Source organism: Blastocatellia bacterium, assembly GCA_025054955.1.
Classification (GTDB): domain Bacteria; phylum Acidobacteriota; class Blastocatellia; order HR10; family J050; genus JANWZE01.
The window spans coordinates 1-9011 of sequence record JANWZE010000010.1 but is presented as its reverse complement, the minus strand read 5'-3'; the positions used below and the strand labels follow the sequence as shown (position 1 = coordinate 9011).

At 55.0% G+C, this 9011-nt stretch carries 12 protein-coding genes and 1 tRNA gene; 1 reads left to right on the top strand and 12 read right to left on the bottom strand.

The genetic code is table 11. From position 1 onward, the window contains the following. From NZ823_00975 to rpsL, 4 genes are all read right to left on the bottom strand, one after another. Positions 1–140 (bottom strand): GTP-binding protein (locus NZ823_00975; protein MCS6803699.1); only part of this gene is annotated, 140 nt, incomplete at its 3' end. Positions 141–169: 29 nt separating this feature from the next. Further along, complete coding sequence (gene fusA / locus NZ823_00970) at positions 170–2281, bottom strand: elongation factor G (GenBank protein ID MCS6803698.1); 2112 nt, start codon at positions 2279–2281, stop codon at positions 170–172. A gap of 15 nt (positions 2282–2296) precedes the next feature. Continuing rightward, the gene (gene rpsG / locus NZ823_00965) at positions 2297–2767 is read right to left on the bottom strand and encodes a 30S ribosomal protein S7 (GenBank protein MCS6803697.1); all 471 of its coding nucleotides are present in this window, start codon (positions 2765–2767) and stop codon (positions 2297–2299) included. Between the two features lie 41 nt (positions 2768–2808). Next, positions 2809–3198 (bottom strand): 30S ribosomal protein S12, encoded by a 390-nt coding sequence (rpsL, locus tag NZ823_00960; GenBank protein MCS6803696.1) that lies wholly within the window; start codon positions 3196–3198, stop codon positions 2809–2811. A 592-nt stretch (positions 3199–3790) separates the two neighbouring features. Here rpsL and NZ823_00955 point away from each other — a divergent pair. Then, positions 3791–4498, top strand: a complete 708-nt coding sequence (locus tag NZ823_00955; protein MCS6803695.1) for an outer membrane lipoprotein carrier protein LolA — start codon at positions 3791–3793, stop codon at positions 4496–4498. Positions 4499–4697: 199 nt separating this feature from the next. Here the strand turns inward: NZ823_00955 and rplI are convergent, their stop codons facing one another. The 8 genes from rplI to NZ823_00915 all read right to left on the bottom strand — a co-directional run. Beyond that, the gene (gene rplI, locus NZ823_00950; GenBank protein ID MCS6803694.1) at positions 4698–5234 is read right to left on the bottom strand and encodes a 50S ribosomal protein L9; all 537 of its coding nucleotides are present in this window, start codon (positions 5232–5234) and stop codon (positions 4698–4700) included. Between the two features lie 15 nt (positions 5235–5249). Next, positions 5250–5552, bottom strand: a complete 303-nt coding sequence (gene rpsR / locus NZ823_00945; protein ID MCS6803693.1) for a 30S ribosomal protein S18 — start codon at positions 5550–5552, stop codon at positions 5250–5252. After that, the gene (rpsF, locus tag NZ823_00940; GenBank protein ID MCS6803692.1) at positions 5549–5983 is read right to left on the bottom strand and encodes a 30S ribosomal protein S6; all 435 of its coding nucleotides are present in this window, start codon (positions 5981–5983) and stop codon (positions 5549–5551) included. The genes rpsR and rpsF overlap by 4 nt, the downstream gene beginning before the upstream one ends. Positions 5984–6065: 82 nt before the next feature. Continuing rightward, positions 6066–6668: an aminoacyl-tRNA hydrolase gene (gene pth, locus NZ823_00935; protein MCS6803691.1), complete on the bottom strand. Its 603-nt coding sequence runs from the start codon at positions 6666–6668 to the stop codon at positions 6066–6068. 43 nt (positions 6669–6711) lie between these two features. Then, entirely contained in the window at positions 6712–7371 is a 660-nt protein-coding gene (locus NZ823_00930) for a 50S ribosomal protein L25 (GenBank protein MCS6803690.1), read from the bottom strand. A 61-nt stretch (positions 7372–7432) separates the two neighbouring features. Further along, complete coding sequence (locus NZ823_00925; protein ID MCS6803689.1) at positions 7433–8368, bottom strand: ribose-phosphate pyrophosphokinase; 936 nt, start codon at positions 8366–8368, stop codon at positions 7433–7435. Positions 8369–8441: 73 nt separating this feature from the next. Then, a tRNA-Gln gene (locus NZ823_00920) sits at positions 8442–8516 on the bottom strand. Positions 8517–8611: 95 nt separating this feature from the next. Further along, on the bottom strand, positions 8612–9011 hold a 400-nt coding region (locus NZ823_00915; GenBank protein ID MCS6803688.1), incomplete at its 5' end, for a hypothetical protein.

The window sequence follows — 9011 nt, the reverse complement described above, 5'->3', positions numbered from 1 at the left end:
CTCCGAAACACCACCTTCGGATTCTTCTTCCCTAATACCTTCGTGATCGCCGCCGTCAACGTCGTCTTCCCATGATCTATATGCCCAATCGTCCCTACGTTCACATGCGGCTTGTCTCGCTCAAACTTCTCTTTGGCCATAGTCGTTCTCCTTAAGAAAATTGTAGTATTCAGGTTCTCACCAGCCCCGTGACCTTGGCTACAATGGCCTCGGACACAGATTTTGGCGCTTCTTCGTAACGCCAGAAGTGCATCGTATACGTCGCTCGACCTTGTGTGAGTGAGCGCAGATCGGTCGCGTAACCAAACATCTCCGACAACGGCACCATCGCCGTCACGATCTGCGTGCCAGGCATCGCCTCCACATGCTCAATCCGACCACGTCGCGCCGTAATGTCGCCCGTGATGGCTCCCAGGTATTCCTCTGGCGTGACAATCTCCACCTTCATGATCGGCTCCAAGAGCACCGGTTCAGCGTTCCTCACAGCATCTTGGAAGGCCATCGAGCCGGCTATCTTGAAGGCTAACTCACTCGAATCCACCTCGTGATAGCTGCCATCATAAAGCCGCGCCCGAATGTCAACCATTTCATAACCAGCCAATACACCACGCTCCATCGCCTCTTGAATCCCTTCGGCAACGGGCTTGATATATTCTTTAGGAATGGCGCCGCCGAAGATATCGTCAACGAATTCAAATCCTGAACCCGGCGGCAACGGTTCAATTTCAATCATCACATGCCCGTACTGGCCGCGGCCGCCCGTTTGACGAATAAACTTGCCCTCGCCCTTGGCCGCTCGCTTGATAGTTTCACGGTAAGCAACCTGCGGACGGCCTACATTAGCCGCCACATTGAATTCGCGCTGGAGACGATCCACGATGATTTCTAAATGCAATTCGCCCATACCAGCAATGAGCATCTGCCCCGTTTCCTGATCCGACGTCACCTTGAACGACGGGTCTTCTTTAGCCAACGTCTCCAGCGCCACGGCGAGCCGGTCTTGATCCTGACGCGTGCGCGGCTCAATACGCACGGCAATCACCGGATTAGGAAATTCAATCGCCTCCAACACAATCGGCGCCTGCGCGTCGCAGAGCGTATCGCCGGTCGTACTATGCTTCAGACCAGCAATCGCGACAATTTCTCCGGCATACGCTTCCTCAATATCTTCTCGCTTATTCGCATGCATCTTCATGAGGCGCCCAATACGCTCCTTCTTGTCGCGTGTGGCGTTGTAGGTTTGTCCGCCCGCTTCAATTCGACCTGAATAGATGCGTGTAAAGGCCAACTGCCCCAGGTGCCGGTCAGACATGATCTTGAACACGAGCGCCGAGAACGGTTCATCATCGCCAGTTTTTCGGGAGACCACCTCATTCGTTCGGGGATCAATGCCAGTGACGGAAGGAATATCAAGGGGCGAAGGCAAATAATAAATGACCGCATCCAGCAACGGCTGAATCCCTTTATTGCGGAAGGAAGCGCCACACAAAACTGGAACCAGCTTCAGCCGCAGACACGCTTCGCGCAGCGCCTTTCGTAACGACGCCTCGTCAACCTGCCCGCCCGACAGATAGGTATCGGCCAGCGCGTCATCAAACTCAGCAGCCGCGCTGACCAACTGCTCTCTCGCTGTCGCAGCGGCCTCTTGCATCGCAGGTGGAACGGGGCCGATCTCGAATTTGGCGCCTAATGTCTCCTCTAACCAGATAATGGATTGCATCCGGATCAGATCAATCACCCCCAAAAATTCATCCTGCTCGACAATCGGAAGCTGGACAGCAACGGGATTGGCTCCCAGTCGCTTGCGAATCTGCTCGATCACTCGCAAGAAGTCAGCGCCGACGCGATCCATCTTGTTGACGAAAGCGATGCGCGGGACGCGATACTTGTCCGCCTGGCGCCACACCGTCTCCGATTGCGGCTCAACGCCGCCCACCGCATCGAAGATCGCAATCACTCCATCCAACACCCGCAAGCTGCGCTCGACTTCGATCGTAAAGTCAACGTGCCCCGGCGTGTCAATGATATTGATGCGGTATTGATCACCGTCACTCAATCCGCCAAGCCGCCAGAAACAGGTGGTTGCCGCTGATGTAATGGTAATGCCTCGCTCCTGCTCCTGCACCATCCAGTCCATCGTCGCCGTGCCTTCATCCACACTGCCCAACCGGTAGGTCCGCCCCGTGTAGTAAAGAATCCGCTCAGTCGAGGTCGTCTTACCGGCGTCAATGTGAGCGGCAATGCCGATGTTCCGAATTTTATCCAGCGGCGTGTCTCTCATAACGTGCAAACCGTATTACCAACGATAATGGCTGAAGGCGCGATTAGCTTCCGCCATGCGATGCACATCATCGCGCTTCTTGATGGCGTTGCCGCGTCCCTGACTGGCGTCCAGCAGCTCGGCGGCCAGCTTTTCAGCCATCATCTTCTCTCCACGCGAGCGCGCAAAGGTGATCAACCAACGAATCGCCAATGAAGTCTGCCGATAGGGATTGACATCAACCGGCACCTGATAGGTCGCCCCACCGACACGCCGAGATCGCACTTCGAGCTTGGGTTTAGTATTTTCCACAGCTTGCTTGAAGACTTTCAACGGGTCTTCTTTCGTCCGCTTCTTGATTCGCTCCATCGCCTCGTAAAAAATCCGTTCAGCCACGCTCTTCTTCCCATCCCACATCATGCAATTGATAAACTTGGTGACCAGCGGGCTGTTGTAAATCACATCCGGCGCGATAGGTCGTTTTTCAATGACTCGTTTTCTCGGCATAAGCACATCCTTTAGCCAGGATCATAATTTCGACGCGGGGTCTACTTACCGGCAGGACCACCGCGCGGCCGCTTTGCTCCATATTTGGAGCGGCCCTGCTTACGGTCACCCACCCCTGAGGCGTCCAACGTGCCGCGAATGATGTGATACCGCACGCCCGGTAAATCCTTGACGCGACCGCCGCGAATCAACACGATGGAGTGTTCTTGCAAATTGTGACCAATCCCTGGAATGTAGGCCGTGACCTCGATACCGTTGGTCAAGCGCACACGGGCAATCTTCCGAAGTGCCGAATTCGGCTTCTTCGGCGTCATCGTCTTGACCTGCACACAGACGCCACGGCGTTGAGGACAGGCCTGCAGGGCAGGACTCTTCGTCTTAATGCTGACCTTCTGGCGTCCTTTGCGAATCAGTTGATGAATCGTTGGCATAACTAGTTCCTGATGACCATGCATCCCTCATGCGCCGTGCCGCGCTCATCATTTGCCGACGGCCCCAGAGGTCCGCGAGCGGCCATTGCTCCGGTCGGCGCTCATCTCGTCAACAATCCTTCGCTGTGCGTCCCTCATGGATGTGGACGCCACATCCGAAGACCATTCATCTCAATATTGTGTGAGGGAGATTGCGAAGCGTCTTCAGCTACTTCGACGTGCGACCTGGCGTCCCTCTCGCCTCCGTTCTCTGTGGCGCTTACCACGCGGCTCACACCTGCTTATCATCACGAGCGCCACAATAACTCGGATCAGAGCACCACCTGTATCAGGGTAGTGCCCATTGCACGTTTTGCGTATCCCTAATCAGGGAAGATCATGTTAATCAAAAAGGCGTTAGTGTACCGACTCATATATATGTTGTCAAGATGAGCCCCAAAAGGTTTTTGAAGTTGAGACTGATTACACCGCAGACAGGAAACCTCTTCTCCATCCGCAAACAATGGAGCGAGCCGTTTAGAACGCTCTTGACAAAGGTATGCGTTTTCCGCATGATTATGGGCTTACTAAAGAAGCATAAAGGGAGATGCGCGTGAGACTAAAGAAAGAGCTTCTTATCTCCGCCGCCGTTGTGGTGGTGCTCGTTGCTTGGCCCGGACCGTCAGCCTCAGGCACGCAAGTCGTCATTGCTCCAATCATGGAAAAAATGGCACGCGCCTTTCAAGGGATGAAGACGATGCGTGCGGCGATGAATCAACAGAAAACCTATGGTCAATTGGGGTTGTCTGACCCGGTCGAACATGGGGCATTGTATATCAAACGCAAGAACCAGCGAGACATTCTGGTGCGATTGGAAATCAACAAGCCAACCCCTCGTATCATTACGGTCAAGGACAACCAGTTTATGTTCTTCCAGCCGAGCATCAAGCAGGTCATTGAAGGCCATGTGCAGAAAGCGATCAGCGCCAACCAAACCGGCGCAGGCCTTCTGTCACTGTTTCTCAACGAGCCCTCGCAGGTAACCAAAGATTATCAGATCACCACGATCGGTGATGAGCTCGTTCATGGCCGCCGTGCTACGCATCTGCGGCTTGTTCCACATACGCCCCGCAAAGGACTCTATCGCCAGATTGATTTGTGGGTTGACACAACCCTGTGTGTGCCTACACAACAGCGGCTCGTTGAAGCTAATCACGATGTCACGCTGGTTCAACTCTCCAACATTCAACTGAACGTTTCACTGCCGGACGAGCTCTTTACACAAAAGCTGCCCAATGGCGTGCAGCGCGTGCGCGGCTAACGCTGCTATAGACTCATCCCTCAAAGTATATTGACACGGGCAAGTCGCATTGACTCCCGTGTCAATACAGAACATGAGCCAGATTGATTAGGAGCGGTCTCATAATAGCGTCGGTCTTTTGGAACGCGCATAAAGGCGTGCCCGATACGCCAGCTCATGTCTTCTCTTTATGAGGCCAGTTCGAGTTTCGCGTGACTGGTTATGTGTCCGTGGCGGTTTCTGCTGGCGGAGCTTCCTCCGTAGTAGCCGAGTCCATCGCGGCAGGCTCGGATTCATCCACAGCGCCTTCAGCTTTGACCGTTAATGGGAGTTGAACATGAACATCGCGGTAGAGTTTGACAGAGACGGTATAATGCCCCGGCTGCTTGATCAGCGCGTCCAGACGAATGTGGCGCCGCTCCACTTCAAATCCGCGTTCAGCGAGCGCCTGCGCAACATCGTGCGCGGTGACGGAGCCGTAGAACACGCCTTGCTCGCTGGCTTTACGTTCAAACTCCAATGAAATGCCGGCCAGCTTCTCGGCGAGCGATTGAGCGGCAATTCGTTCTTTCGCCTCCCGTCGAGCTAACAGTGCCCGTTCTTGCTCAATCGCCTTCATATTGCCCGGCGTAGCGATCATCGCCAGCCCGCGAGGTAACAAAAAATTGCGCGCGTAACCGGCTTTGACCCGCACAATCTCGCCACGTCGTCCCAGATGCTCAACATCTTCCCTCAATAATACTTGCACTGATGCCATACGTGTGCCTCCTCGTTAGCTGGAAATCGGCAGAAGCGCCATGTTGCGGGCGCGTTTGATAGCCCGGGCCAGCATGCGTTGGTGTGGTTGGCATACGCCGGACAACCGACGCGGTATGATTTTGTTTCGTTCGGGTATAAAGGGCATGAGCAAATTCGTATCCTTGTAATCAATAAAGTCAATCTGGTCACGGCAGAAACGGCACTCTCGGCGGCGGCGGACGCGTTGCGCAGCCATCACGGTAGTCCGCTCGGCGCCGGCTTGTCCGTTCATTGTCGGGCGAGTAGTCGCTTTAGCTGTTGTTTTCTTGTTGCTCATGACTCCTCCTCTTCCGATTCAGTGGTTGAGGCAATATCTTCAAAAACCTCTTCCGTCAATGCTGTTTTGCTGAGTGCCGCTGCTTGTGTCCGAGCCGCCTTCCGGTTGCTCCGTTTGCGCTTCATGCGCGCCACACGACGGCGGCTCGCATCGAGGCACACAGTCAAATACCGCAGCACTGTGTCCATCACACGTAAGCGGCGTTCCAGCTCAGGGATTTCTTGGCCCTGACTTTCAAACTCAGTCACCACATAGGTACCTTCGCGATGATGTTGAATCTCGTAAGCCAATGGCCGACGTCCTAGATTCTCGACTTTGACCAGCCGCGCGCCCAAGCTCGTTACGTGTCCTGTAACTTGCTCCACCACTTTTTCCACGTCCTGGTCACTAACAGTTGGGGAGATGATGTAGAGTAGTTCGTAGGTTCTCAAGGTATGTTGTTCCTCCTTTCGGATAATAGCCCGGGATTGCACCGAGCAAGGAGTCGTGATCGAACGAGTCTGTCTGGTTCATTCAGTGACATCTCGCTATCGCCTTGTCCAGTCCTTCGCGCACCACCGTTAACACCGTGGTCACCGACCGTTCGATCATGGATTCGACCGCCGTCTGTTCGTCAGCGGTAAAATCAGATAACACGAAATCAGCATAATCCTCAATCTTGGCTTGCTCTGGGAGGATGCCTAGACGCAGGCGGGGAAATTCTTGCGAGCCCAGTGATTCAATGATGGACTTCAACCCGTTATGTCCCCCTGCGCTGCCGCGTCTGCGCAGTCGGAGCTTGCCTAGCGGCAACGCCAGATCATCCACAATAACCAACATCTGGCTTGCGGGTAACTGGTAGCGCCGGAGCAAGCATTGGGCCGATACACCACTTCGATTCATATACGTTCGTGGCTTGGCCAACACGACCTGAGATTCGTCACTCTGCGTCAGCCCGACCCATGCATGGCAGACCAACTGGTTCAGCTCAATACGCAACTGTTCAGCTAACCGATCAATGACCATAAATCCAAGATTGTGACGGGTACGTCGGTATTGTGTGCCCGGATTGCCAAGCCCGACAACCAACCACATCGCCGGCGACGTCAGACTGCCAACGTCTTGGCTCGGGCTCATCACGACGCTCCGTCTTGTGTCCGTTGCCTGCCGGCTCGTCTCCTCATGGATTAGCGCTTTCTTCCTCAGCCGTCTTGCCTTTCTTAATCACTTCGGGTTCGGCTGGAGCGACCGGGGTTGTGACGGCTGCCGCTTCCTCGCGCCGTGAGGCCAGTATGCCCACGATCACGCGATCCATCTCTTCAAGAATGCGCACCCGATCACCAACCGCCAGGTCCCTGACAAATATGTGGTCACCCACGTCCAGGTGCGATACGTTGACATGAATCCGATCAGGAATATCACCGGGCAAGCACTCCACTTCAACCTCATGAGTCATGAAATCGAGCAAGCCGCCGTGAATCTTCACACCGATGGCTTCGCCATCAAGCACGATGGGAACCCGCACACGCGTCGGCTTATTCATATCAATCCGCAGGAGGTCGGCGTGCAGCAACGAGCCTTTCAGTGGGTCCACTTGCCAATCTTTGATAATGACAGGGGTGACGTGGTCGTTGGTCTTCAGATTAAAAATGGTATTGCGACCAGACGAGCTACGAAAGATGCTACGCAACGCCCGTTCACTGACGGCCAACGACAACGGCTCTTGGTCACCACCACCATACAGTGTCACAGGAATTTTTCCGCGTTGCCTCAATTGACGAGCACCGCCCTTGCCTAATCGTTCTCGCACTTCTGCGTCAAGCGTAATATCAGAGATCATCCGTCTCCTCCCAGGCGCGAGAGCGTATCCCGACGGCGCCTCGCTGCCCTTTGGTTACAACTTAAATGAATAATCGGCTCACCGATGTTTCCTCATGAATAGATCGAATGGCCTCGCTCAACAAAGGAGCCACCGACAGATATTTGATTTTGCCGTGGCCGGCCCAGGCTTCTGTAGCCACCGTGTCGGTCACGACCACTTCTTGAATCGGCGAATCGGCAATGCGCTGCAACGCCGGGCCTGACAACAAACCGTGCGTGCAACAAGCCCGAACGCTTCGGGCGCCTTTGGCCACCAACGCTTCGGCCACTTTGGTCAGCGTGCCCGCCGTATCAATCATATCATCCACAATGAGCGCATGCCGCCCATTGACATCGCCGACCACATTCATGACCATGGCCTCGTTGGCTTTCTCCCGTCGCTTGTCAATGATGGCCAAATCCAGATTCAATCGTTTGGCATAGGCCCGTGCGCGCTCGACGCCGCCCGGGTCGGGCGCAACCACAATTGTGTTGGTCAGGTCCTGATCGCGAAAATGCTGGACCAAAACGGGCGCGGCAAAGAGGTGATCCACAGGAATATTGAAAAATCCTTGAATTTGGCCGGCATGTAAGTCCATGGTTAACACCCGATGTGTGCCGGCTGTTTGCAGCAGGTCAGTGACCAATTTGGCGGTAATCGGCACACGTGGTTTATCCTTTCGATCTTGCCGCGCATAACCATAGTATGGGATCACCGCCGTGATGCGTCGCGCTGAAGCGCGCTTGAACGCATCAATCATGACAAGCAGCTCCATTAAATTCTCGTTGACGGGCGGCGACGTGGACTGGATGACGAACACATCAGCGCCACGCACATTCTCCAAAATTTGATAGCAGATTTCCCCATCACTAAACCGGCCGAGCTGTTGCTCACCAAGCGACAGACCAAGACATTGAGCGATCTTTTCCGCCAGTGGCCGGTTGGAGTTACCGGAAAAAATTTTCAATTGCTTCACGGTCATGGTACCACCTCAGTCGAGGCTTACGTCGAGACGCGGCGGCTAGGTGCCTGCCCAGAGCAAGCTGAGTTGGCTGGGGAGCCAGGACTCGAACCTGGATACTAAGATCCAAAGTCTTATGTGTTGCCACTTACACCACTCCCCAGCATGCACACCCTCAAAATCCTGCGCACGTGCCCTCGGCTCGAACGGCTGTGGCAGGAGCACAGCAGTCAACAGCGCAGCGCGATGCCGGCTGGTTCATTCGGTGATGATCCAGGAAGCCCAATACTCATCGCGTCCGACGGCTCGCGCGCGAATGACGCGCCAAGGCGTTTGGCGCAACTGAGCTTCTCCGCTGCTGAGCATCCTCTCACTGTCAAAGACCGCAAAGGCCGCTGCCCCACTGCCCGACATCCGCACCAACGTTGCCCCCACTGTTCGCATGCGCTGCAACATTCGGCTCACCTCCGGATAGGCGGTGACAACAACCGGCTCAAGGTCATTGGCGCCTGCTTCCTTCCAGTCACATTCGCCTGCGTTGCTGAGCCAAGGCTGATAGGTGCGAAGAATAGCCGCACAGCAATCGGCAATCTTAGCCAGAGCAGTTTGGGTTGTCAACCGGCGACGAAGCGATGCGTATACGTCCGGCGTAGCCACA